This window comes from Kitasatospora sp. NPDC058218 (assembly GCF_042882445.1).
Lineage (GTDB): Bacteria > Actinomycetota > Actinomycetes > Streptomycetales > Streptomycetaceae > Kitasatospora.
Genome location: NZ_JBHVWC010000039.1, coordinates 42,933 through 65,233, shown reverse-complemented (window position 1 = coordinate 65,233; position 22,301 = coordinate 42,933). Strand labels below are relative to the sequence as shown.

General features: G+C 74.0%; 19 protein-coding genes. 11 read left to right on the top strand and 8 right to left on the bottom strand.

The genetic code is table 11. From position 1 onward, the window contains the following. Positions 1 to 19 precede the first annotated feature (19 nt). Entirely contained in the window at positions 20 to 1,450 is a 1,431-nt protein-coding gene (locus ACFVYI_RS24210) for an FAD-dependent oxidoreductase (RefSeq protein ID WP_387889025.1), read from the bottom strand. 351 nt (positions 1,451 to 1,801) lie between these two features. On the opposite strand from ACFVYI_RS24210, the gene ACFVYI_RS24205 reads away from it, so the two are divergent. From ACFVYI_RS24205 to ACFVYI_RS24175, 7 genes are all read left to right on the top strand, one after another. Next, a complete protein-coding gene (locus ACFVYI_RS24205; protein WP_387889022.1) occupies positions 1,802 to 2,308 on the top strand; it encodes a carboxymuconolactone decarboxylase family protein in 507 nt (168 codons plus the stop codon). Between the two features lie 399 nt (positions 2,309 to 2,707). Then, positions 2,708 to 4,033, top strand: coding sequence for an alpha/beta hydrolase (locus tag ACFVYI_RS24200; RefSeq protein ID WP_387889019.1), 1,326 nt, complete (start codon positions 2,708 to 2,710; stop codon positions 4,031 to 4,033). 176 nt (positions 4,034 to 4,209) lie between these two features. After that, on the top strand, positions 4,210 to 5,433 hold the full coding sequence (locus tag ACFVYI_RS24195; RefSeq protein ID WP_387889016.1) for a saccharopine dehydrogenase family protein: 1,224 nt from the start codon (positions 4,210 to 4,212) through the stop codon (positions 5,431 to 5,433). Positions 5,434 to 5,677: 244 nt separating this feature from the next. Continuing rightward, positions 5,678 to 5,983 (top strand): YkvA family protein, encoded by a 306-nt coding sequence (locus tag ACFVYI_RS24190; protein WP_387889013.1) that lies wholly within the window; start codon positions 5,678 to 5,680, stop codon positions 5,981 to 5,983. Between the two features lie 188 nt (positions 5,984 to 6,171). Continuing rightward, the gene (locus ACFVYI_RS24185; RefSeq protein WP_387889010.1) at positions 6,172 to 8,295 is read left to right on the top strand and encodes a SpoIIE family protein phosphatase; all 2,124 of its coding nucleotides are present in this window, start codon (positions 6,172 to 6,174) and stop codon (positions 8,293 to 8,295) included. A 155-nt stretch (positions 8,296 to 8,450) separates the two neighbouring features. Continuing rightward, entirely contained in the window at positions 8,451 to 9,200 is a 750-nt protein-coding gene (uppS, locus tag ACFVYI_RS24180) for a polyprenyl diphosphate synthase (protein WP_387889007.1), read from the top strand. Next, positions 9,197 to 10,717: an oxygenase MpaB family protein gene (locus ACFVYI_RS24175; RefSeq protein WP_387889005.1), complete on the top strand. Its 1,521-nt coding sequence runs from the start codon at positions 9,197 to 9,199 to the stop codon at positions 10,715 to 10,717. The genes uppS and ACFVYI_RS24175 overlap by 4 nt, the downstream gene beginning before the upstream one ends. Before the next feature lie 149 nt (positions 10,718 to 10,866). On the opposite strand, the gene ACFVYI_RS24170 is transcribed toward ACFVYI_RS24175, so the two are convergent. Further along, positions 10,867 to 11,310: a MarR family winged helix-turn-helix transcriptional regulator gene (locus tag ACFVYI_RS24170; RefSeq protein WP_387889099.1), complete on the bottom strand. Its 444-nt coding sequence runs from the start codon at positions 11,308 to 11,310 to the stop codon at positions 10,867 to 10,869. A 120-nt stretch (positions 11,311 to 11,430) separates the two neighbouring features. On the opposite strand from ACFVYI_RS24170, the gene ACFVYI_RS24165 reads away from it, so the two are divergent. Further along, positions 11,431 to 11,823 carry a nuclear transport factor 2 family protein gene (locus ACFVYI_RS24165; protein ID WP_387889002.1) on the top strand — a complete coding sequence of 131 codons (393 nt, stop codon included), beginning with the start codon at positions 11,431 to 11,433 and terminating at the stop codon, positions 11,821 to 11,823. Positions 11,824 to 11,869: 46 nt separating this feature from the next. Here ACFVYI_RS24165 and ACFVYI_RS24160 read toward each other — a convergent pair whose 3' ends face one another. Next, complete coding sequence (locus ACFVYI_RS24160) at positions 11,870 to 12,625, bottom strand: hypothetical protein (RefSeq protein WP_387889000.1); 756 nt, start codon at positions 12,623 to 12,625, stop codon at positions 11,870 to 11,872. A gap of 256 nt (positions 12,626 to 12,881) precedes the next feature. Further along, the gene (locus ACFVYI_RS24155; RefSeq protein WP_387888997.1) at positions 12,882 to 15,182 is read right to left on the bottom strand and encodes a tetratricopeptide repeat protein; all 2,301 of its coding nucleotides are present in this window, start codon (positions 15,180 to 15,182) and stop codon (positions 12,882 to 12,884) included. Between the two features lie 440 nt (positions 15,183 to 15,622). Between ACFVYI_RS24155 and ACFVYI_RS24150 the strand changes: the two genes are divergently transcribed. Then, positions 15,623 to 16,165, top strand: a complete 543-nt coding sequence (locus ACFVYI_RS24150; protein WP_387888994.1) for a hypothetical protein — start codon at positions 15,623 to 15,625, stop codon at positions 16,163 to 16,165. Positions 16,166 to 16,205: 40 nt separating this feature from the next. Here the strand turns inward: ACFVYI_RS24150 and ACFVYI_RS24145 are convergent, their stop codons facing one another. Continuing rightward, the gene (locus ACFVYI_RS24145; RefSeq protein ID WP_387889098.1) at positions 16,206 to 17,150 is read right to left on the bottom strand and encodes a LysR family transcriptional regulator; all 945 of its coding nucleotides are present in this window, start codon (positions 17,148 to 17,150) and stop codon (positions 16,206 to 16,208) included. A 112-nt stretch (positions 17,151 to 17,262) separates the two neighbouring features. On the opposite strand from ACFVYI_RS24145, the gene ACFVYI_RS24140 reads away from it, so the two are divergent. Both ACFVYI_RS24140 and ACFVYI_RS24135 read left to right on the top strand, forming a co-directional pair. After that, a complete protein-coding gene (locus tag ACFVYI_RS24140; RefSeq protein ID WP_387888991.1) occupies positions 17,263 to 18,156 on the top strand; it encodes an NAD(P)H-binding protein in 894 nt (297 codons plus the stop codon). Between the two features lie 71 nt (positions 18,157 to 18,227). Then, positions 18,228 to 18,593 carry a darcynin family protein gene (locus tag ACFVYI_RS24135; RefSeq protein ID WP_387888989.1) on the top strand — a complete coding sequence of 122 codons (366 nt, stop codon included), beginning with the start codon at positions 18,228 to 18,230 and terminating at the stop codon, positions 18,591 to 18,593. A 641-nt stretch (positions 18,594 to 19,234) separates the two neighbouring features. Here ACFVYI_RS24135 and ACFVYI_RS24130 read toward each other — a convergent pair. The 3 genes from ACFVYI_RS24130 to lanL are packed head-to-tail and all read right to left on the bottom strand — an operon-like array spanning position 19,235 to position 22,251. Next, on the bottom strand, positions 19,235 to 19,354 hold the full coding sequence (locus tag ACFVYI_RS24130) for an ALQxL family class IV lanthipeptide (protein WP_387888986.1): 120 nt from the start codon (positions 19,352 to 19,354) through the stop codon (positions 19,235 to 19,237). A gap of 42 nt (positions 19,355 to 19,396) precedes the next feature. Continuing rightward, on the bottom strand, positions 19,397 to 19,516 hold the full coding sequence (locus tag ACFVYI_RS24125) for an ALQxL family class IV lanthipeptide (RefSeq protein WP_360642026.1): 120 nt from the start codon (positions 19,514 to 19,516) through the stop codon (positions 19,397 to 19,399). Between the two features lie 5 nt (positions 19,517 to 19,521). Further along, entirely contained in the window at positions 19,522 to 22,251 is a 2,730-nt protein-coding gene (gene lanL / locus ACFVYI_RS24120; protein ID WP_387888983.1) for a class IV lanthionine synthetase LanL, read from the bottom strand. Between the last annotated feature and the right edge of the window lie 50 nt (positions 22,252 to 22,301).

Sequence of the window (22,301 nt, the reverse complement as noted above, 5' to 3'; positions counted from 1 at the left end):
GCTCCGCCGGGCCGCCGGGTCAGCGCGTTCCGGGGGAGAGCGGCTCGGCGGGCCCCGGCGCCGGTGCGCCGGCACGCGCCGGCGGCGGGGTGCGGCGGCGCAGGGCCGCGCCGAGGACCTTCACCAGGACCGAGGGCCGGAAGAGCAGGCTGGGCGGTGCGACCATGTTGGCCACCCTGGCGAACCGGGACCACACCTGCGGGTCGTGCACGGACACCGCGAAGACCTGCGTGTTGTACCAGTGGGCGATCCTGGCCGAGACCGGTCGTTCGTGGGGGTTCCACATCAGGTCCGAGTTGCTCGACAGGGTCCAGGGAACGAGCAGCAGGCGCGCGACCCGGCGCTGGTACCTGCGGCTCAGGCCGTCCAACCCCTTGCCGGCGGTCCGGCGTGCGGCCAGCATGCGGTGCAGGAGGTGGGCCTCAAGCGCCGCCACGGTGAGCCCCTGGCCGTACACCGGGTTGAACACGCAGACCGAGTCGCCGACGGCGAGCAGGCGTTCGGGCCAGGCCTTGACCCGGTGGTACCGGCTCCACCGGTTGTCGGCGTTGACGTACCGGTGGGTGGGCTCCGGGTGGGTGCGGTGCTCGATGAGCTGGGCCAGCCGGGGGTTCGCCAGGCTGCGGGCGAAGTCGAGGTAGCCCTGGTCGTCGGTCGGCGGCGCCTCCTCGTCGAAGCCGAACAGCGAGCACGTCCAGCGGTTCCGCTCGACGGCCAGGACGACGCCCCCGCGCGGGATGCCCGGCGCGAACGTCATCTGGTAGGCGGCGTCGAAGTCCGGGCGGTCCTGCTCCGGCCGGGCGAAGTTCATCGAGGTGTACGTGATCTTCGCCTTCACCACGCGCGGCTCGGGCACGCTCACGCCCAGCGCTTCGAGCCGGCGGTCCAGGCCGCCGGCGCGCCCCGAGGCGTCGACCACCAGGTCCGCCGCCAGACGGCTCGGTTCCTCGGACCCGGCCGTGCGGTACACCACCCCGCTCACGACCCCGGGGCGCTCCGTCACCAGGCCCTCGCACCGTGCCGAGGCCAGGAGCGTCACGCCGGGCAGCGCCAACACCCTGCGCCGCAGGCGGCGTTCCAGCTCGTCCCGGGTGAACGACTGGATCCGCACGCCCGTCCGGTGCCGCGGGGCGTAGCCGGCCGGCTGGAGGAAACTCATCCGTTCCCCGTAGTCGTAGACCGGCGCACCCAGGTCCAGCAGCTCCGCGCGCAGGCCGGGGAAGAGCGTCTCCAGGACCTCCGCGCCCTTGGCCAGCATGGCGTGGGCGTGGTTGCCCTGCGGGGCGTGCGGGTGGACGCCGGTGTCCCCGTCCACCCGGTCCCGCTCCAGGACGACGACCTCGCGGAAGCAGCCGGTCAGCACGCGGGCCGTCACGAGACCGCTGTATCCGCCGCCGATGACCACGGCCCTCTCCCAACGGCCGTCCGACCCGTGCGTACGCGTTCCCATCAAGCCCCTCCTCCGACGGCCGGCTGCCCGTCCCCGGCACCAGGGTGGCGCGGCATCGGGACCAGTGACCAGAGGAAGGCGGGCCACTGCTTCCGCACGCCCCCTCCGCGACCCGCCGCACGCCGGAGCGGTCCGGACACCGGAGTGGTCCGCGCGCGGGACCGGAGCGTCGCTGCGAGCGAGCGAGCGGGTGGGCCCGGGCCGGCCACGAGCCGCGAGGGGGCCCGTCCCGACCGGGCAGGCGGCCGTCGCCGATCGGCGCGGCGGCGAGTTCTCCGGGCCCTGTCACACTTTCCGGCCGCCGTCCGTCGGAGCAGTGACAGCAACTGCCGAGACCCCTGGGAGATGGCCATGGAGACACGTTCGATCACGACAGAGGTGCCGATGGGTCCGCGGATGTCGGAGGACCCGGGTCAGCTCGTCCCGGAGCTGGCGGAGGTGTCGGCGGCGCTGTTCAGGGCCACCGGCAACGGCTCGGTGGCGCGCGGCACGATCAGCCTGGTCCAGCTGCGGGCCGGCCAGATCGTCGGCAGCACCTACCTGACCGTGCTGCACACGGGCTTCCTGCGCAAGGCCGGCGAGTCCGAGGAGCGGATCACCTCGGTCGCGTCCTGGCCGGACTCGCCGTACTTCACCGGCGCCGAGCGGGCCGCGCTGGCCCTGGTGGAGGCGGTGCTCCAGCCGTCGGCCCACGGCGAGAGGGTGTCCGACGAGCTCTACGCCCGGGTGTCCGAGCACTACGACGCCAGGGCGCTCGCCACCCTGATGTTCGCGATCGGGCAGGTGAACTTCTTCATCGCGGTGGCGCTCGTGGCCAAGCCGGTGCCGGGCCGGTCGTTCAGCGACCCCTGGAAGTAGGACGGCAGCCGCGGGTGTGCCCGTTCGGGATCCGAACGGGCACACCCGTCACCTGCGGCACCGTCAGCCGCACCGCAGGCGGTAGCCGTCCACCCGCCCAGTCGACGACTTCGGGCCACCGGTAGGTTGGTGGAGTGCCGTGGCCCGGCCGACCCGTGGTTCCGACCACGCGTCAAGGTCGGCCGTGTACGGCGTACATGTCCGGTGCAACGGCTCACTGCCGCGCACGGGAAGAATCCACCTCGACCATCCGACCGGAAGGACTTCCCGGAGCAGTCATTGTCGAGCCGCTGAGCACGCCGGGGGTTCGTCCGGGCCGGGCCGGGCGGCGACAAGGACTCGGGTCAGCACTGTCGTCGGTGATCGCACGGTGCGGAGCTCGACCGGGCACACAGCCGCATGACAGCATCCACGTTCGCCGCCCCCTGGAATCCGATCGACTGGCCGCTCACCACCGGCCCGCTCCCGTACGTCGTCCTCGCGACGGGCTGGGCCGCGCTGCTCGTGCTCGCGGTAGGTCGCGGCCGCCGCTGGTGGAGGGTCCGGCTGCCGTCCGCCCTGGGCACGGCCGCGGCGCTGCTCGCCCTGCTCACCTTCGTGGTCGACGAATGGTGGTTCCCCTTCCCCGGAGGGATCCCCCTTCAGGTCGTCGGCTGGACGGGAGCCGCCCTGCTGGGACTCTCCCTCGTCGTCCACCGGATGAGCGGTCTGACGTGGCGGCGTCGGCTGCTCGCGATCGGCCTCGGCGCCCTGGTGGCGCTGATGGCCGTCACGCAGGTCAACATCGGATTCGGGCAGTTCCCCACCGGCCGGGTCGCGCTCGCGCCCTGGCTGACCCGGACCGAGCGGTCGATCCCGCCCCAGGTCGCGTCGACGACGGCCGCTCCGCCCGGACGGCCGCTGTCCGAGGTCTGGGTGCCTCCGGCTGACCTGCCGGCCAAGGGCAGCGTCCGGGAGGTGCCGATCCCGGGGAGCCGGTCCGGCTTCGAAGCGCGCGACGCGTACATCTACCTCCCACCCGCCTACGAGGCCACCCCGCGACCGCTGCTGCCGGTGCTGATCCTGCTCTCCGGGCAGCCGGGGACTCCGGGGGACTGGGTGTTCGGGGGGCAGGTGAACGAGCAGCTGGACGCCTTCGCGGCCGAGCACGGCGGGCTCGCACCGATCGTGGTCATGGCGGACCAGCTCGGCTCGACCTGGAACAACACGCTCTGCCTGGATTCGCGGATCGCCCAGACGTACACCTACCTGACCGTCGACGTTCCCGACTGGATCCACCAGAACCTGCAGACGGCCACGGGCCGGGACTCGTGGGCGGTCGGCGGGGCGTCGATGGGCGGCACCTGCGCACTCCAGCTGGGCGTCAACGACCCGGACCACTTCGGCACCGTGCTCGACATCTCCGGCCAGGACGAGCCCACCCTGGGGACCCGGGCCGAGACCATCGAGGAGGCCTACGGCGGGGACAGCGCCAGCTTCGACGCGGTCGATCCCCTCCAGGTGATGGCCGGCCGGAAGTTCCCGGACACGGCCGTCGCCCTGCTGGTCGGCGAGGACGACTCCGAGTTCCGGCCCCAGCTGGAGAACGTCCGGACGGCCGTTCTCGCGGCCGGGATGACCACCACGTTCGAGCTGGTCCCGGGCGGCCACGGGTGGACCGTCTTCGGCACCGCCTTCGAACGCGAGATCCCGTGGCTCGCCCGGCGGACCGGTCTGATCGGGTGACGGTCACCGGTGCTGCGGCCACCTGCCGCGGCACCGGGAGTCCGCAGCACCAGGAGTCTGCGGCACCGGAAGTCTGCGGCGCGGCCACCGTCCCGGTCGGCCGGCGGTGGTTGACGCCGGGCCGCCCGGTCCCTAGCGTGAGGCGCCCCGTCATTACCAGCCGGTAGGGATTCCTCATGGATGCCGAACGCCCGTACGACCTGGTCCTGTTCGGCGCCACCGGCTTCACCGGCGCGCTGACCGCCGAGTACCTGGCCCGGCACGCGCCGGCCGACTGCCGCTGGGCGCTGGCCGGCCGCAACCGGGCCAAGCTGGAGGCGCTGCGCGCACGCCTCGCGACCCTGAGCCCCGGCTGCGCCGACCTCCCGTTGCTGGCCGCGGACGCCGCCGATCCCGCCTCCCTGCGGGAGGTGGCGACCGCGGCCCGGGTGGTGGTCTCCACCGTCGGCCCCTATCTCCACCACGGTGAGCCGCTGGTCGCCGCCTGCGCGGACGCCGGTACCGACTACCTCGACCTGACCGGCGAGCCCGAGTTCGTCGACCGGATGTACCTGCTGCACCACCGCCGGGCCGTCGAGACCGGTGCGCGGCTGGTGCACTCCTGCGGCTTCGACTCCGTGCCGCACGACCTGGGGGTGCTGTTCACCCTGGAACGGATGCGCGAGCTCGGCGTCCTGCCGGACGGTTCCGCGGTGTCGGTGCGGGGCTTCGTTCGGGCCGGCGGGATGCCGTCCGGTGGCACCTTCGCCTCGGCGCTGACCGTGTTGTCCCGTCGAGGGGCGGCCGCCCGGGCGGCTCGCCGGCGCCGCGCCGCCGACCCCTGGCCGGCCGGCCGCAGGATCAGCGCCAAGGCCGGCCCGGTCCGGCGCTCGGCCGAGGCCCGCGCCTGGGCGGTGCCGTTGCCCACCATCGATCCGCTGGTGGTCGCCCGCTCGGCCGCGGCACGGCCCGACTACGGCACCGCCTTCCGCTACGGCCACTACGCGGCGGTCCGGCGGCTGCCGGTGCTGCTGGCCGGTGGCGCCGGCCTCGCCCTGCTGGCGCTCGCCGCGCAGCTGCCGTCACTGCGGCGGACGCTGACCGGCCTGCGCAAGCCCGGCGTCGGGCCCAGCGCCGAGAGGCGCGCCGCCTCGTGGTTCACCGTCCGCTTCGTCGGCGACGCCGGCCCCGGGCGCCGGCTCTTCACCGAGGTGTCCGGCGGCGACCCGGGCTACACCGAGACCGCCAAGATGCTCGCCGAGTCGGCTCTCAGCCTCGCCTTCGACGAGCTGCCGGCCACCGCCGGCCAGGTCACCCCGGCGGTGGCGATGGGCACCGTGCTGATCGACCGCCTGACCGCCGCGGGCCTGCGCTTCACCGTCCTGGACGCCCCGCCGACCACCGCCCCGAGCCGGCGGTAGGTCCGGCCCACCGGGATCGGCCGGGCCACGCCGCACGGGCGCGTTCGCGCCCGCGCGGAACGCCGCCGCGACGGGAAGCCCCGCGGTGCTCGCGCGGCGGCGCACGCCCGCGAACGGTGGGGGACCGGACGTCGGCCCGGCGGTGCCCGTATCGTCGAGGAGAAGGTCGACGTCGCCCGAGCGCGCGCGGTCTGCCGAAAGCGGGGCAGGCTCCCGGGGAGGCTTCGAGTGGAAGGTGGTTCGGATGGACGGCACGAGCGTGTTCTGGTGGGTGGTCGGGGGCGGCCTGGTGCTGGCCACCCTGGCGGTGGCGGCCGTCCTGGTGGTCAAGCTGGTACGGGCCCGGCGGCTGCTGGGGGCGTCCGGCATCCCGATGTCGAAGAAGGTCCTCTTCTGGGCGTCGATCGTCTATCTGGTCAGCCCCGTGGACCTGCTGCCCGACCCCGTCCTGCTGGACGACATCGCCTTCCTGCTCGTGGCGCTGCGATCGCTGAGCAAGGCCGGACTCCGGGTGGGCGGCTCCGGCGAGGTACCCCAGCCGAAGGGGTGACCCCGGGGGAGCCGTGGTGGCGCGCGCTCCCCGGCCGCGCTCCTCGGGAGGCCCCGCGCCGCCCGGACGGGCGTGGGCGCCGGACCTCCGGTCGGGCGAGTCGCGGAGTCCGGTGCGGGGCGATACACCTTGGAGTGCGGCCCTCGGCGGTCGGCGGTCGGCGAGCCCACCCCAGGAGGCGACGGTAGGTGACGCGAGGCGAGCATGACGCGGGCCCCGGTCCGGTGAACGAGGCCGTGCTGGACGCCCTGCTCACCCTGTCACCGGTGGGCCTGCACGTGCTCGACACCGAGCTGCGGGTCGTCCGGATCAACACGGCCACGCCCGCCATGCGGGGGATCCGCGCGGAGGACTTCCTCGGCCACCGCTTCACCGAGGTGTACGACCTGGCGGACCCGGCCGAGGCGGAGGCGGTGGCCCGCGGCGTGCTGGAGACCGGTGTCCCCGTCCTGGACCGCATCATCCGGATCCGCCCTCGGCAGGCTCCGCAGGACGAGCACCTCCACTCGATCTCGGCCTTCCGGCTGGCCGACCGGCACGGCCGGGCGCTCGGGCTCGCCATCGCGGTGGTCGACGTCACCGACCGCGAGCGGGCCCGCTCCGGCCTGGCGCTGCTGGAGGCCGTCCACCGGAGCGTGGGGCGGACCCTGGACACCGTGGTGACCTGCCAGGAGCTGGTGGACGTACTGGTGCCCGATTTCGCGGACGTCGCGGTCGTGGAGGTGGTGGACGCGGTGGTGCGCGGTGAGGACCCTCCGTTCGCCCCGCTGCCCACCGACGTTCCCCTGCGCCGCCTCGCGTTCCGGAGCAGCGCGGGCGGGCACCCGCCGCAGGCGCACCCGGTCGGAGACGTCCGAGCCATCCCGGCGCCGACCCCGTTCGCGCTGTCCCTGGCGGACCTGCAGCCCCGGAGGGTCGCCCTCGGCGCGGACCCGTCCTGGCTGGCGGCCGCCCCGGCGCACGCCACGGCGATCCGCAGCTCCGGCGCCCACACGCTGATCACCGCGCCACTCGCACTGCGCGGTACCGTGTTCGGCCTGGTCAGCCTCTACCGCACCGCGCCGACGGCCGCGTTCCGCGAGGACGACCTCGCGGTGGCGCGCCAGATCGCCGACCACGCCGCGCTGTGCATCGACAACGCCCACCGCTACACGCGCGAGCACGCCATCGCGGCGACCCTGGAGCGGCATCTGCTGCCCCGGCGCCTGGTCTCGCACGTCGCCCTGGAGACCGCCGTCGCGCCCCTGAGCCCCTCGGGCAGTGGCGGGTGGTACGACACCCTCGCGCTCTCCGGCGCCCGTACCGCGCTGGTCGTCGGCGACGTCGCCGGGACGGGCATCAACGCCACCGCCGCCATGGGGCAGCTGCGCACGGTCATCCATTCGCTGGCCGCCTTCGACCTCGAACCCGACGAGCTCCTGGCGCGCCTGCACGACGCGTCCCGCTTCCTGGCCGCCGAACGGGCCTCGCTCCCGCCGACCGATCCGCTGCACCGCGAGGCGCTGGCGGCGAACTGTGTGTACGCCGTCTACGACCCGCTGACCCACAGCTGCACGGCGGCGCGGGCCGGTGGTCAACCGGCGCCCGTGATCGTCCGCCCCGACGGGACCGTCGACGTCCCCGACATCCCGGCGGGGCCGCCGCTGGGCGGGACGGACAGCACGCCGTTCGCCGCCACGACCTTCGAGCTCCCGGAGGGCAGCACCCTGGTCCTCGCCGGCGTACCGGACGCCGACGAGGCGCCGGCCGGCATCCCCGCGGCCCTCCAGGGGGTGCACGCCGACGCCGATCGCCCGCTGCGGGAGCTGTGCGACGACGTCCTCTACCGGCTCCACGCGAGCGACCGGCGGCACGAGGCGATGCTCCTCCTCGCCCGCGCCCGCGCCTTCCCCGCCGACCGGGTCGCCGTCTGGCCGCTGGAGGCCGTCCCGGCGGCCGTCGCCACCGCCCGGGCCCACGTCCGTGCCCGCCTGGAGGCCTGGCGGGTGGACGAGGAGACGGCGTTCAACACCGAACTCATCGTCAGCGAGCTGGTCACCAACGCGATCCGCTACGGGGCCCCGCCGCTGGAACTGCGGCTGATCAACGACCGGATGCTCACCTGCGAGGTCCGTGACCACAGCCTGGCCGCGCCGCACCTTCGCCATGCCCGCACGGTCGACGAGGGCGGGCGCGGACTGTTCATCGTCTCCCAGCTCGCGCAGCTCTGGGGCACCCGCTTCACGGCCGAGGGCAAGACCCTGTGGACCGAGCAGCAGCTCCCGCCGCGGCCGGCCGGCGCCGCGGCGCCGTATCCGGCCGGCGTTACCTGATCGGGTGAAGATCCCCGGAACGCCGGACACGCCGGGCCGGGCCCCGGCACGCTGCTGACGGGTTCGCGGGGATCGCGGGCCGGTGGCGAGCGGAGGGGGCGGCAGTGGCGGTCGATCAGGTCTTCGGGGGTCCCGCCCCGCCCGTGGGAGCGGCCGTGCCCCGGCCGGCCGGCGGGGGGCGGTCGGACACGACGCCGCGTCATGTCGCGTGCGTGATGGACGGAAACGGCCGCTGGGCGGCGCGGCGTGATCTGCCACGCACCTCCGGTCACCGTGCGGCCGAGGCGACGGTGATCGACGTCATCGAGGCGGCCCGGTCGGCCGGCGTCCGGTGGCTCAGCCTGTACGCGTTCTCCACCGAGAACTGGCGCCGCCCCGGCGAGGAGGTCGACTACCTCCTGCGCCTGGTGCGCCGGGTCGTGCGCAAGCACGCACCACTGCTGCACGCGCGTGGCATCCGCTGCCGCTTCCTCGGGGGCGCGGATTCGCGGATCCCGGCCGAACTGGCCCGCGACTTCGCGGACCTGACGACGCTCACCAGCCGCAACCGGGGCATGACGCTGACCGTGGCGTTCGACCACGGCGGGCGCCGGGACATCGTCGAGGCCGCGCGCTCACTGATCCGCAGCGGCGCGGCGCCCGAGGCCGTGGACGAGGACAGCTTCGCGGCCCACCTGCCGTTCCCCGACACCCCGGACGTGGACCTCGTCATCCGGACCTCCGGGGAGCAGCGCATCTCGAACTTCATGCTCTGGCAGGTCGCCTACGCCGAGTGGGTCTTCCCGTCGGTGCTGTGGCCCGACTTCCGCGCCACGCACTTCCTGGAGTGCCTGAACACCTATCAGCGACGCCACCGCCGCTTCGGCGGCGTGGCGGCCGACACGAATGGAGAACCCGGATCGTGACCCAGACGACCGGCACCGACCCGGGCGGCGCGGAGAGCACCGCCCCGGAAACCGAGTCCGCTGCGCGGCCGGGAGCACTGTTCGGCCCGGGGACGCGGTTCCACCGGCTCTTCGACGACCCGTGCTGGGCGGTGGCGATGATTCGGGCGACGGTCCTGGAGGCCGCACACCCGCAGATCGGCGCGGCCCTGGTCGACAGCTCCACCTTCGTGACGCACCCCTGGCGCCGGCTGACCAACACCCTGCGCAGCCTGCAGCGCATGACCGGTACGGACGAACCGGCGCGGGACCGGGAGGCGGCCCGGCTCAACCGGATGCACGCCCGACTGAACGGCACCGACTCCGCGAGCAGGCCCTACGACGCCATGGACCCGGATGCCCGCGCGTGGGTGGTCGCCACGATGTTCGAGAGCGCCGTCACCATGTTCCGCTGGAGCGGGCGGCCGCTCGACCAGGCCGCGATGGAGGAGCTGTACGCGCAGTTCCGGGCCTTCCAGGCGGTGATGGGCGACCCCTCCGGCCACCTCCCCGAGTCCCTGCGGGACTTCTGGCCGTACTACGACCGGGTGGTCGAGGAGGAGCTGGAGAACACCGAGGCGCTGCGCACCATCCTGTACCACCTCTTCGACCACCTTCCGGCGCCGCCCCTGCTGGAGGGCGTGCCCACGCTGTGGGCCGCCGGGCGCGCCCTGGCGGGGCCGACGATCGGCGTGGTCACGGTCGCCTCCCTGCCGGAGGCGTTCCGCAGGCGGGCCGGACTGACCGAGATCCCCGGCGCCCAGGCGCTGACCCAGGGCGCCTACCTGGCCCTGGGCGCGGCGCGTCTGCTGCCGGACGGTTGGATCACCGCCGACAACCTCATCGACCTGCTCTCGCTGTCACCCGACAGCGACGATCCCAGGGTCAGGACACTGGCCGCCGTGGGCGACGGGATGAAGCGCTTCGGTGCGTTGCTGCGACTGATCACCCCCCTGTCGGACGAGTCCGACGGGCCCGGCCCCGGCGGGTCGTCCGGGCGGCCGGCGTCGGGCGGCGCGGGACGGCGCGGCGCCGAGGAGTTCTTCGACGACGTACTGGACCAGACCGGGAACGGTTACCTGGACTGGCCCGACCTCGCGGCCATGGCACGCGAACTGTCCGGTCGACTCGACCTCGACGAGCCGGAGGAGACCAGGCTCTACGCCGCCTATGCCGCCTGGTGGCGGGAGCTCCAGGCGACGCTCGACACGGACGGTGACGGCCGGATCAGCCGGCAGGAGTACGCGGAGGCGGTCCCCTCCCTCGCCGGTCCGGCCCTGATCCGGGTCGCCGAGGTGCTGTTCGACGTGACCGACGCCGACGGCAACCAGACCATCGACGCGGACGAGTACCGTGCCCTGTTCCGCACCGGCTTCCGACGCGAACTGCTCGACTCGGACGGGACGTACACGCGGGCCGCGTTCGTCAAGGACTTCCTCGCCTTCATGGCGGGCCGTCAGCGTTCCAGCGCCTACGATCCGCTGCTCGCCCAGGCCTGATCCGGGCCGGGCGCCCGGGGCCGGGCCGTCGCGTCGTCCGGGCGGCCCGGCGTTCGAAGGCCTGGCGGGGGCGGGCAGGACGGTCTGCCCGCCCCCGCGGCGGGCCGTCCACGGCGGGGGTGGTGCCGGCCCACCTCGTGGGTGGTCCGCTACGCGAACGGGCCCTCGCGGGTGAAGCGGTGCAGGCTGCGGGCGAACGCCTCGGCCTCGCCGGGCGGCCAGGCGGCCAGGCTCGCGGTGATGTGGGCGGCCAGCCGCTCGCGCAGTTCCGCCACGGCCCGGTGGCCCTGCTCGGTCAGGACGAGCAACTGCGCACGCCGGTCGCGCGGGTCCGGCTCGCGCCGGACCAGGCCGGCGTCCTCCAGGCGGGACGCGCGGCGGGTGACGCCGGAGCGGTCGAGCCCGACCTCCGGTGCGAGGTCGGCGGCGCTGCTCGGCCCCGTCCGGGCCAGGGCGCTGAGCACCGGGTACGTCAGCTCGTCCAGCTCGTCGCCCAGGCCCTCGGTCAGCCGCTGGTGCAGCCGCGTGCGCGTGGTGCGCCGCAGCAGGACGCCCAGCGCATCCGCGATCTCGTTGCCCACCTCGTGGTTCATGCCAGCAGACTTCATGCCACCAGATTAGCGTGCGCGGCGCACGCATCGGGTGCTACAGTTCAGGAGAAGCGTGCGTGGCGCACGCATCTCGCGAACTCCCGCATCCCGAAAGGTAGTCCCATGACCCGTACCGGCATCGAGGCCGCCCTGACCGACCTCCTGTTCAACCGCGACCTCACCGTGCCCGAGGCCGCCGACCGCCACTTCACCCCCGAGTACCGCCAGCGCACGGACGGCGAGTGGGCCGACCGCGCCGAGTTCCTCGACCACATCGCCCACCTGCGCACCGTCGTCGCCGACGGTCACGTCGAGGTCCACGACGAGCTCTACGACGGCAGCAGGTACGCCGACCGGCACACCGCCCACATCACGAAGACGGACGGCTCCACCGTGCGGATGGAGGTGTACCTGTTCGGCGAGCTCGGGCCCGACGGCCGGTTCTGCCGGATCGAGGAGACCACGCTGATGCTCGAAGGCGCCGCCGCCGACCGCGGCATCGGCAGTGCGCGCTGAAACCGGTTCCGTCCACGACAGCCGGCCGTGGCGTTCCGCAGTGCCCTCAGCGCGGCCCGTCCGCCTGGCTCCGGCAGGCCGGTCGCGGCGCCGGTCGCAGTGGCCGCCCCTGCCCGAGGCGGCGGTGGTGGCGGTGCCTCGGCCGGGGGAGTGGCCCCGGTGCGACCGGGTCGCCGCCGTCCAGCGGGCGGCCGGCGGTGTGGCGCCGGAGGAGGCCGGCGAGCTGGGTGACGGTGGTGACGACCACGGGGCGTTCGTGCTCGACGAGCAGCTCGTAGCGGTGCGGTCGGTCGTGGCCGTGGCCGTGGCCGTGGTCGTGGCCGTGGTCGCCGGGGAGCCCGCTGCCCCGGTCGGCGGGGCTGTAGCGCAGGTGCGCGGTCGGGGTGAGTTCGAAGGTGGCGGAGCCGTCCTCCAGCCCCTGCCAGTTGCCCGGCCTGGTGAGCGCCCCGCCGCCGCGGTCGAGCGCGTGGGCGTCGGAGGCGGCCTGGACGGCGGCGTGGGCGAGGGCGTCGGCGGTGAGCCGCGCCGATGCCGACGCCCGCAGGGGCGGGGACGGCGCCGTGCGCCGCTCGGTACCGGGCTCCCGGCGGCCAGGGTGGCGGCGAGCCTGCCGGTCGGCCCCTGCGGCGGTGAGGCCGGCGACGGTCAGGGCGAGGGTGACGCGGATTCCCGAGGGCCGGGCGTGCAGTACTCGGTAGGCGCCGAGGCCCGCGGCGGCACCGGCGAGGACCGCGCGCGGGGCACTGCTGCCCGAGAGGGCACGCAGGACGCGGGTGCCCAGGCGGATGGTCTGCTCGGTCATCAGGTGTCCTTCCGGTCGGTGATGTCTGGCGGGCCGGGGACCGGCAGGGTGTGCCGGGCCGGCGGTGCCCGCGGGCCCGGGCACCTGAAGTGGATCACGGCGATCCGATCGGCGGCCAGGCGGTTGAACCGGCAGAACTACCGCCCGGCGGTCAACTTCCGGTGCGTTCCCGGCCCTTCGAGCCCGGGAACACCGGCCCGGACCCGCCCGTTCCCCGGCCGTTCGGGGCCGGAAGGGGAATCCGCGGGCACCGGCGTCAGCGGACCGCCCCGAGGGCGTCGAGTTCGGCGGCGGCCTCCTGCCGGCGCGGGCTGTTGAGCGCGTCAAGGGCCTCGCGGGCAGCCGTCAGGATCTCGAAGGCCTCCCGGTGGCGGCCCAGTCGGGCAAGAACACGGCCGAGGTCCAGTAGCGCCGGTGCACTCCACGCCTTCACGTCTCGCGCGTCGAACCGCGCCAGGGCGCTGGACAGCTCGGGTTCGGCCTCGTGCCAGCGTCCGAGGGCGGCGAGGTCGTTGCCGATGTTCTGCTGGACGATGGCGCCGTACATCTCGGCGAGGTGGGCCGATCGCCCGGGAGTGCCGGTGCGGCAGATCACCTCCGCGCGCCGGTGGACCTCCAGGGCCTCCTCCGCCCGACCGTGCTGGCGCAGGGTGTTGCCCAGCGTGTTGAGGACGGACAACTCACCGAGGTGGGCCTGGACGGAGCCGAGCGCGCCGAGACAGGCCGCCGCCTCCCGCAGCCACGCGATCGACTCGGCCACCCGCCCGGTACGGCTCAGCGCTCCCGCACCGTAGCCCAGGGCCCAGCCGACCTGGAGCTCGTCACCGACCTCGCGGGCCGCGGTCAGTGCGGCGACGGCCGCGGCCAACGCCGCGTGGTGGTCGTAGACACAGATGTTGTACGCCCAGGCCAGGTAGTTGAGGTGGACCGCCTCCTCCTTGCGGTTGCCGAGTGCGCGGGCCGCGTCGGAGGAGCGCCGGAAGACCTCGGCCCACAGCTCCCAGTGCTGGTTGAGATCGGAGAACCAGTGCATCGCCTCCGCGGTGTCGATCACCTCCCGGTGGCGCCCGGCGTGCGCGGCGCGGCGCAGGGCGGCGAGCCAGCTCGCACGCTCGGCCTCCAGCCAGGCCCGTGCCGCGTCCCTGTCGGCGGGGCGGGAGTCCGGGTCGGGATCGCCGTGCGGCGCGTCCTGGTGGTGGTCGGCGTCGAAGCGGAGCGCGGCCGCGCAGGCCCGTCGCAGGATCCAGCGGTCGGCCCGGTCCAGCGCCGAGCGGGAGCCCTCGGGCCCGTCCTCGGCGGCCAGTTGCTCCCCGGCGAACACCTTGAGGAGATCGTGGAACCGATAGCGCTCGGCGGTGGGGTGGGGCTGGAGGAGGCCCGCGTCGGTGAGCTCCTCCGCGCATCGGGCGGCCTGGGCGATCGGCAGGTCGGCGAGCAGGGCGGCGACCTCGGGGCTGAGGTCGGGACCGGCTGCCAGGGCCGCCCGCCGGAAGACGCGCCGGGCGGCCGGCCCCAGCTGTCGGTAGGAGAGCGCGAAGACGGCCCGCACCTGCAGACTGCCGGCCTGGAGCGTGTCCAGACGCCGCCCCTCGTCGGCGAGCCGGGCTGCCAGCTTGCCCAGGTGCTCGTCGGGTCTGGCCGCCAGCCGCTGGCCGGCGATCCGCACCGCCAGCGGCAGGAGCCCGCACAGGTCCACGATGTCGCGGGCGGCCTGCGCCTCACGCCCGACCCGCTCCGGGCCGACGATCCTCGTCATCAGCTCGACCGCCTCCTCCCGCCGCAGCACCCCCAGGTCGCAGCGGTGGACCGACTCGAGACCGGCCAGCGCCTGCCGGCTGGTGACGATCGTGAGCGAACGCCCGGCGCCGGGTAGGAGCGGACGGACCTGCTCCTCACCGGCCGCGTCGTCCAACAGCACCAGCACCCGTCTGTCACGCACGACGGAGCGCCACAGTCCCGAGCGGTCCCCGGTCCCGGCGGGCACCGCGCTCTCCGCCACCCCCGCCGCGCGCAGCAGCGCCGCGAGGGCGTCCCGCACGGATGTCGGCTCCCGCCCCATGCCGTGCAGGTCGACGGCGAACTGTCCGTCCGGATGGTGCTCCGCCAGCCGGTGCGCGGCGTGCACGGCGAACGACGTCTTCCCCAGTCCCGGCTCCCCGGAGATCACGGCAACCGGCGCGTGCTCCCCGTCGGCGCGCTCCACCAGCGAACGCAGCCGGTCCAGCGCCGGACCGCGCGCGGTGAAGTCCGCGATGTCACGAGGCAGCGCCAGCGCACCGCGGATCGCCGGTGCGCCGTCCACCGGTGGGCGGGGCCGGCCCGCCGCGGCGGCCCTCTCCAACGCCCGGCCGCCGACCTCGTCCAGCCCCAGGGCGTCGGCGATCGCCCGTACCGTCCGGCGCCGCGGTCCCCGGGCCCGCCCGCGTTCCAGGTCGGCCAAGGCGCGGACGCTCACCCCTGCGGCGTGGGCCAGTTGCTCCTGGCTGAGCTTGGCGTCGGTGCGCAGCCCGTACAGCAGCTGCCCGAGTTCGCCCCTGTCGGATGTGCCGTTCCCCATGTGAACATCCCCGATCAGCCCGGTCCGGCCCAGCTCCGACCCGGCGGAAGTATGACCGACACCGGGACCGGGCCGGCCCACTCGTCCGCCAGCCGGACGGACCGGGGTCGGTGTGCAGCCGGCGCCGGGATCGTCCGGTCTCCTGTGGCGTCATGATGACGCACTCGCGCGATGGCTGGAGCCGGGCGTCCCGTGTCGGTGAGGCGTGCTGTCCCGTCAGGTTGGAAGCGGCGCGTCGACGGCGAGTCAACAACGCGCCGACGACCGGGACCTGCACCGGCGACCATGGCCCGGAGTGCATGGTGTCACGTTCGCCGCCACATATGGCTCGCCATGGCACCATGGATGTGCCATCATGGCACCATGAATGGCGCGCTCCTCGGCCCCGTGGACCGATGGGCGCGCGTTTCGCCGGGGTGAGCCATCTAAGGGGTCGGATCATGGGGACAGCACAGAGCCAGCAGCAGGCGGCACCCGGTGCCTTCGCCGCCTTCGCCCGCTTCGTGCTCTGCGGCGGAGGGGTCGGGCTCGCCTCCAGCTTCGCCGTGACGGCCCTCGCCTCCCGGATTCCCTGGGTCCTGGCCAACGCCCTGATCACCGTGCTCTCCACGCTCCTCGCCACCGAACTGCACGCACGCTTCACCTTCGGCGCCGGCGGGCGCGCCACCTGGCGCCAGCACGCGCAGTCGGCCGGATCCGCGGCGGCCGCCTACGCCGTCACCTGTGCGGCGATGTTCGCCCTGCAGCAGTTGGTGGCAGCGCCCGGTGCGGTGCTCGAACAGGTCGTCTACCTGTCCGCCTCCGCACTCGCCGGTGTCGCCCGGTTCGCGGTGCTGCGCCTCGTCGTCTTCGCGCGGAACCGCTCGCAGGCCGCGGCCGCCGTCCGCACCGCTCGTTCCCTTCCCCATCCCGTTCCCGTTCCGGTGACCATGGCCCGCACCTCGGCGCCGGCCGGTCCCGGAGTGCTCTGCCGCGCCGCCTGACCGTTCCGCGGGCCCCGGGGATCCGGCCCCCGAGGGTCCGTCAGGCGTTCGTCCCGTCGGTCGTGCGAACGGTCCGGCGGACGGCGTCGCGGAGCCAGCGGTGGGAGCCGTCGGCGGCGTGGCGGGGGTGCCAGGCCATGCCGATGGTCAGCGGTGGCAGCGGCAGGGGGACGTCGAGGAGTTGGAGCCCGAGGGCGGTGGCGGTCTCGGTGAGAGGAGAGGGTGCGGCGTCGGGGGCGGTGGCGGGGACGAGGCAGACGATGTCGCTGCGGGCGGCGAGGGTCATCGCGGCCAGGTGGCTGGGGAGGACGACGGCGACCCGCCGGCGGAGGTTCCGCTCGGCCAGGGCGGTGTCGAGGGGCCCGGTGAACCGGCCGCGTCGGCTGACCGCGACGTGCTCGGCGGCGGCGAGCCGCTCCGGGGTCAGGGCGTCCCCGGTGAGGGGATGGCCGGGGCGGACGGCCAGCACCATGCGCAGGGTGACCAGTTCCTCGACCTGGGTCTCGGGGTCGACGTGGTCGATGGATCCGATCTCCAGATCGATCCGGCCCTCGCGCAGGGCCGGTCCCGCCTCCAGGTCCTCGGCCCTGAAGCGCAACGAGACCCCGGGGGCCTCCTGCCGGGCGAGTCGCAGCAGTCCGGGGGCGAGTGCCGCGCCGACCAGGTCGGCGGCCTGAAGGGTGAAGGTGCTGCGCAGCGAGCCGGGGTCGACGCCGGTGCCGGGGGAGAGCAGTGCTCCGAGACTGCGCACCACCGTGGCGGCTTCGTCGCGCAGGGCCTGGGCGCGGGGGGTGGGGACCATGGCCTGTCCGGCCCGGACCAGGAGCGGGTCCTGGAGGATGCGGCGCAGGCGGGCGAGGGTGCGGCTCATGGCGGCGGGGGAGGTGTGCAGGCGCTCGGCGGCGCGGGTCACGCTCTGCTCGGTCAGCAGGGCGTCCAGCGCGACGGCGAGATTGGCGTCGATGACGGGGTCCGGGCTGTTCACCAGAGTAATTCCGTTCCAGGCAATGATCCGTTGCTGAAGTTCCCATTGTGGCAACACCTCGGTCCTCAGCAGGATGAGGTCGTACCCCACCGGCACGACCCACGAGGTTTTCATGATCGTCATCACTGCTCCCACCGGGAACATCGGCCGCCACCTGCTGCCCCTGCTCCTGCGGTCCGCCCCGGTCCGGGGCGAGGAACTGCGGGTGATCGTGCGCGACCCCGCCCGGCTTCCCGACGCGGTGCGCGAGCGCGTCGAGGTCGTCAGCGGCTCGCACGGCACCGCCGAGGTCGTCGACCGGGCCTTCGAGGGTGCGGACGCCGTCTTCTGGCTCGTCCCCCCGGACGCCTCCCTGGCCCCGCACGACGCCTACTCCGGCTTCACCCTCCCCGCCGCGAACGCGCTCGCCGCCCACGGCGTCGGCCACGTCGTCGGCGTCTCCGCCCTCGGCCGCGGAACCGCGGTCGCCGGCCGCGCCGGGCTCGTCACCGCCTCCCTCGCCATGGACGACCTCATCGCGGGCACCGGTGCGGCCTACCGGGCCCTGGCCAGTCCCTCCTTCTTCGAGAACCTCCTGGAGGAGGCCGGCTCGATCCGCGAGAACGGCGTCTTCACCGATGTCGTCGCCGCCGACCGCAAGGCCCCCATGGTCGCAGTCGCCGACATCGCCGCAGTCGCCGCCCGGCTGCTGCTGGACCGCTCCTGGACCGGCACGGCCGACGTCCCGGTCGTCGGTCCCGAGGACCTATCCCCGGACGACCTCGCCCGCATCATCGGCGAGCAGCTGGGCCGTCCCGTCCGCTACGAGCGCCAGAAGCCCCACGACCTGCGCGACACCCTCGTCGGCTACGGCCTCAACGAGGCGTTCGTCCAGGGCATCGTCGACATGAAGCAGGCCAAGGACGACGGCCTGGACGCCGGCATCACGCGCACCCCGGACGCCGCCTCCCGCACCACCTTCGAGCGGTGGTGCGCCGAGACCCTCATGCCCGCCCTCCACCCCTGACACCCACCACGAACCGCCGCACCCCCGGTGCCCACCGCACCGTCACACTCCTATTCTCCAAGGGATCTGCCGTGCCCACTCAGGAAACCGAAGCGCCCGTGACGGCGTTCATGCTCGTCAAGACCACCCCCGAATGGCTCGCGATGACCCCCGGGGAGCGGGTGGAGGCCTTCACCACCCAGGTCGTCCCCGCGATCGAGGGCCAGGTCACGGGCGTCCGGTCCCGCTTCTACGACACGGAGTTCTACTCCGCGCGCGTCACCGATGTCTGGGTGTGGGAGGCCCGGGACCACCACGCCTACCAGCGCCTCGTCGACGCGCTGCGTGAAACCCCCTTCTGGGACCGCTACTTCGACGTCGTCGAACTCCTCGTCGGCACCGAGAACGGCTACGCCCGCACCTACGGGGTCGATGCCGTCGCCACCATCACCACCTGATGCCGCCGTCAGGCGGCCGAGAGGGCGGGCTGGCCACCCGGTGAGCACCGGGCGGGGGGATTCGAGGCTCTGACCGGAGCTTCGGGAAAGACACAGGTCAACGGCGTGAATGCAGGATCGTTTCCACCCAGCTTTCGCTCGGCTTCGGCCAACTCTGTGGTGGAAACCGGGGGCTGGAGCAGGTCACTCGCTGCTGAAGCAGCCAAGACTCGGTTGATCAAAAGCTCGACGTCGTTCACAGCCGCATCTTCTCCGACGCACCCGACAGATCGAGGGTGGGCTGCCGGTCAGCAGCTTTCACGCAGATCCGGTCAGAGCCGGATTCGAAGAGCGCCTGCCTCGGCGGACCTTACGACGGACCGTCCTCGGACCACCCGGGGCACCCCGGTCGGGTGCAGTCGGCCCCTCGGTTCCGTCACCCCGCCAGGAGAGGAGAGGAGCGGTCGCCGGGGACCGACCGGCCTTGCGGACGGCGGTCGGCAGACGGGCGACCGGCGCGGGTGCCGAGAGGGTCTCGGTCGCCCGCGCCGGTCGTAGGGCGTTCCGCGATCACGTGTCCGTGTGGGCCACGCCGCAGTCGCCGGTCTCCGGCACCGGCAGGACGGTCACATCGGATCGTGCTCGCGTCTTCCCCGTCGGGCTCACATGTCGTCGATGCTCCAGTTGCCGCACGTGAAGATGCTGAACGGGAAACAGATGTACTCCGTGGTGCTCTGCTCCTCGCTGTCCAGCAGCTGCAGGGCGTTGACGTCGTTGGTCATGGGACTTCCTTTCGTCGGGTGAGGTCTGGTCGGGTGGATCTGCTAGATGTCGCCGTAGCTCCAGTTGCCGCACGTGAAGATGCTGAACGGGAAGCAGACGTAGTCCGTGGTGGTCTGCTCCTCGCTGTCCAGCAGCTGCAGGGCGTTGACGTCGTTGGTCATGGTGGTCACCTCCTTCCGGCCGGGTCGGGGGCGGGCAGCCAGAGGCGTGGCCCGCCGTGCCGGAGCCGCACCAGCAGGCCGAGCGGCCCGCCGAGTCCGGTGTTGTAGCCGACGCCCACCCTGGTGAGGGTGTCGTCGGGGATCAGGAGCAGCCCGTCGTGGGTGACGTGCCGGGCGTGGGCGCAGGCGAGGAGTTCCTCGGCGCGGCGCCGGTGGTGGGGGTCGTCCAGGGCTTCGGCGAGGTCGAGCAGGTACTCGGCGTTTCCGGCGAGGCCGTGGCAGGCGGCCGACGAACTCAGCCACCGCCAGCGGTACACCTCGGTCGCGGCCTGTTCGGCGCACTCGCGGTAGCGGGGATCCCCGGTGGCCTGCCAGAGGCGGATCAGGAAGGTGCCGATGCCGGAGGCGCCGCTGCACCAGTGGGGCGCGTGGACGGGGGCGTCGGCGCTGCGGTCCTCGACGGGCCAGCCCGCGCCGCCGTCCCGGACGCGTGTGGTGGCGAGCAGGGTCTCGGCGGCCGCCCGGGCGGCGTGGACGAAGTCCTCCCGCTCCGCGGCGAGACCGGCGAGCAGCAGGAAGGTGCCGACGCCGGCGACGCCGTGGGCGAAGCCGAGATGGGTGATCCCGGCGAGCTCGGAGTCGAAGTCGGCGGGGACGGGCCACACCACCCCGGACCGGCCCTTCGCGGCGGTGGTCAGCAGGTGTTCGGCGGCGGCTGTCGCGCGCTCCCGGAACTCCTTGTCGCCGGTCTCGTGCCAGAAGTGGAGCTGGGTCAGACCGGCGCCGGCCACGCCGTGGCACACGTCGGGGTTGGGCCAGCGCACCGGCACCTCGCGGGCCAGCCGGGCCGCGTGAGCGGCGAGGCCGTCGTCGTCGAGCAGCCGGGCGGCATCCAGCAGGGCCCAGGCGGTGCCGGAGCGGCCGAAGTGCAACCCGGGCAGCTGCTGCCCGCCCGCTTCGGCCCGGGTGGCGATCCACTGCGCGGCCTCGGCGACCGTCGCCCGCAGCCGGGGGTCCGTCCGGTGTGCGGCGGCCGCGGTGAGGACGGACAGGACGCCGGCCGCACCGTGCTGCACGTTCAGCGGATCGGTCCGCTCGGCGGTGGGGTCGGCGGGCCAGAGCCGTACCGGGTCCAGCGGGGTCATGGTGTCCATCAGGTGGGTCAACCCGTCGGAGAGCAGCCGCTCCACCGTCCGGTCGTCCAGGACGTTCCCGGCGCTCTCGCCGGAGGGGACGCTCCCGTCGGCGGGGGGCGCGTCCGAGGGGACGGCGGCGAGCAGCTCGGCGAGCGTCTCGCGGACCGTGTCCAGGCTCCACCGGTCGTGCCGGCTCTCCGCCATGAGCCCCAGCACGAGCGGCTGGAAGGCGGCGAGCTCCGGGCGGTCGGCGAGGGCGGCGGCCAGCAGGGCGGCGTGGCGATCGTGACGGCTGCGCGTCGCCCCGCGGTCCGGGGCGAGCCCGGGTTCGGCGCCGGTGAGCAGGTGGAACAGCACGGCGCCGAGGCTGTAGAGGTCGGAGTCCAGGGCGGGGGCCAGGCCGCTCGGGGTGCCGTCGACCACCTCGGGGGCGCAGAATCCCGGAGTGTGGACGCGCAGGACGGGCTCGCCGGGGCGGGCGATGGTCTCCAGGTCGATCAGGCGGATCTCGCCGGCCGGCGTGACCATCACGTTGTTCGGGCTGAAGTCCCCCAGTACGAGGCCGAGTTCGTGGACGGCTCCGACGGTGGTCACCAGTTGCGTGGCGAGCTCCAGCACCGGGGCCCGATCGGGGCGGAGCCGCTCGACCACCCAGGAGCGCAGCGTCTGCCCGGCGATGCGCTCCTCCGCGAGGTAGCGGTTGCCACCCTGGCCGAAGACGCCCAACACCTTCGGAGAGAGGCCGAGCGGTGCGAGCAGCGTGTGCATCTGCGCCTCGTGGTCGAGCCGGTCGCCCGCGTCGGTGCCTCTGAGGGTGGCCCCGACGTGCCGGCGGGCCTCCTTGATGACGACCTCCCGTCCGGTCCGCTGGTCGGTGCCGAGGAAGACGCCGCCCTTGTAGGCGTGTCGGATGGCCTTGTGCACGACGTAGCGGTCGTTCAGCAGGACGCTCGTCCCGGGTGCGGGCGGGGGCTCCTCGGGCGGCGGCAGCGGGGAGACGGCCCAGGCGGGCGGGCTGAAACCGGCCGCCCGCCGGTCACGGACGAAGCTCCCGTCGGGAGCCTGCAGCATGGGCTCGGCCGAGCCGTCGTTGGTGAGCCGGGGGAAGCCCCGGAAGGCGCCGTAGCGGTAGTGCACCAGGCTGCCCGGCCGGTACTGGCGGTCGGAGAGGATCCCCGGCCCCGGCAGGGGCGCGGTGGCCCGGTCCAACTCCTCGGCCAGCTGCCGGAAGTGGTCGTCGTCCGCCGGGTAGACGGTGATGAACTTCCCGCCGCTTCCCCGGTCGTAGCGGTCGGAGACGAGCTCCGTCAGACGGCCGGGTGTGCCGGCGAACTTGAACGCGGCCCGGGCGGCGACGAGCACCTCGGCGGCGCGGGTCAGCACCATCGGCGCGGAGAGCGGGGTGGCCGACACGTGGAGCTTCCAGCCCTGCCTACGGCCCGCGCCGGCATCGCCCGGGCGGACGTGGCACCAGAAGTCCTCCGGGGTGACGGACCAGCCCTGCGCGCCCTGCCTGCGCAGCACCGCCTCGATCAGGTCGGGGAAGAACGTGGCGTACGGATCTGCCGAGCCCCCACCCGCCTGGTAACCGTCTGCCATCGCTCTTCCTTCGTTTCGGGAGACTGCCGGAACTGGTCGGCGTCCGACCG

Excerpts from the sequence above, each read along its gene's own strand:
- ACFVYI_RS24210 (WP_387889025.1), bottom strand. The coding sequence starts at position 1,450 with ATGGGAACGCGTACGCACGGGTCGGACGGCCGTTGGGAGAGGGCCGTG.
- ACFVYI_RS24205 (WP_387889022.1), top strand. The coding sequence starts at position 1,802 with ATGGAGACACGTTCGATCACGACAGAGGTGCCGATGGGTCCGCGGATG.
- ACFVYI_RS24200 (WP_387889019.1), top strand. The coding sequence starts at position 2,708 with ATGACAGCATCCACGTTCGCCGCCCCCTGGAATCCGATCGACTGGCCG.
- ACFVYI_RS24195 (WP_387889016.1), top strand. The coding sequence starts at position 4,210 with ATGGATGCCGAACGCCCGTACGACCTGGTCCTGTTCGGCGCCACCGGC.
- ACFVYI_RS24190 (WP_387889013.1), top strand. The coding sequence starts at position 5,678 with ATGGACGGCACGAGCGTGTTCTGGTGGGTGGTCGGGGGCGGCCTGGTG.
- ACFVYI_RS24170 (WP_387889099.1), bottom strand. The coding sequence starts at position 11,310 with ATGAACCACGAGGTGGGCAACGAGATCGCGGATGCGCTGGGCGTCCTG.
- ACFVYI_RS24165 (WP_387889002.1), top strand. The coding sequence starts at position 11,431 with ATGACCCGTACCGGCATCGAGGCCGCCCTGACCGACCTCCTGTTCAAC.
- ACFVYI_RS24160 (WP_387889000.1), bottom strand. The coding sequence starts at position 12,625 with ATGACCGAGCAGACCATCCGCCTGGGCACCCGCGTCCTGCGTGCCCTC.
- ACFVYI_RS24155 (WP_387888997.1), bottom strand. The coding sequence starts at position 15,182 with ATGGGGAACGGCACATCCGACAGGGGCGAACTCGGGCAGCTGCTGTAC.
- ACFVYI_RS24150 (WP_387888994.1), top strand. The coding sequence starts at position 15,623 with ATGGGGACAGCACAGAGCCAGCAGCAGGCGGCACCCGGTGCCTTCGCC.
- ACFVYI_RS24140 (WP_387888991.1), top strand. The coding sequence starts at position 17,263 with ATGATCGTCATCACTGCTCCCACCGGGAACATCGGCCGCCACCTGCTG.
- ACFVYI_RS24130 (WP_387888986.1), bottom strand. The coding sequence starts at position 19,354 with ATGACCAACGACGTCAACGCCCTGCAGCTGCTGGACAGCGAGGAGCAG.
- ACFVYI_RS24125 (WP_360642026.1), bottom strand. The coding sequence starts at position 19,516 with ATGACCAACGACGTCAACGCCCTGCAGCTGCTGGACAGCGAGGAGCAG.
- lanL (WP_387888983.1), bottom strand. The coding sequence starts at position 22,251 with ATGGCAGACGGTTACCAGGCGGGTGGGGGCTCGGCAGATCCGTACGCC.